General features: G+C 65.6%; 1 protein-coding gene. It reads left to right on the forward strand.

The annotated features are described in order from the left end of the window. Window positions 1–13: 13 nt before the first annotated feature. Window positions 14–692 (forward strand): ImuA family protein (locus FY112_RS27280; protein ID WP_151519732.1); only part of this gene is annotated, 679 nt, incomplete at its 3' end.

The raw sequence follows: 692 nt of genomic DNA on the forward strand, positions 1-692 counted from the left end.
GGAGCCGTGAACGATGACTGCTGCCCGTGACAGGGTGATTTCCGACCTGCGCGAGCGCATTGCATCGCTTGAAGGCGTATCAGCCAGAAAGGCTGGCTGTCTGTCCTTCGGGGTGCCGGAAATCGATGCAGTGCTCCCGGGAGGTGGTCTGGCCTATGGCGCCCTGCACGAATTTGCCGGCGGCGGGTCGGGCACGGTGGATGGTGCAGCGGCAGCGCTCTGTGCCGCAGGGATCGCAGCGCGGACGAGAGGCCCGATCGTCTGGTGCCTGACGCGCCCCGATCTGTTCTTTCCTGCGCTCGCCCAGGTCGGCCTCCACCCGGATCGGGTGATCTTCGTTGAGTCCGACAAGGAGGAAGACGTTCTGGCAAACATGGAGGAAGGGCTTTCCTTTGGCGGGCTCGGCGCCGTCGTCGGTGAGCTCGTTCGCCTGCCGATGGTCAGTTCGCGCCGGCTGCAGCTGGCGGCCGAGCGAACGGGTACGATGGCGCTCGCGGTGCGACGCTGGCGGCGGCAGACGGAGGCCAATGATTTCGGGCAACCGACGGCCTCGACCACGCGGTGGCGGGTGAGCGTCATGCCGTCGGAGGAATTGCCAGTGCCGGGTGTGGGGAGAGCCCAATGGTTGCTGGAATTGATGCGCGTGAAGGCGGGTGAATGTGCTGAGTTTCTCGTGAGGGCGTGCGATGACA

The organism is Rhizobium sp. PEPV16 (assembly GCF_008919455.1).
GTDB lineage: Bacteria > Pseudomonadota > Alphaproteobacteria > Rhizobiales > Rhizobiaceae > Rhizobium > Rhizobium leguminosarum_Q.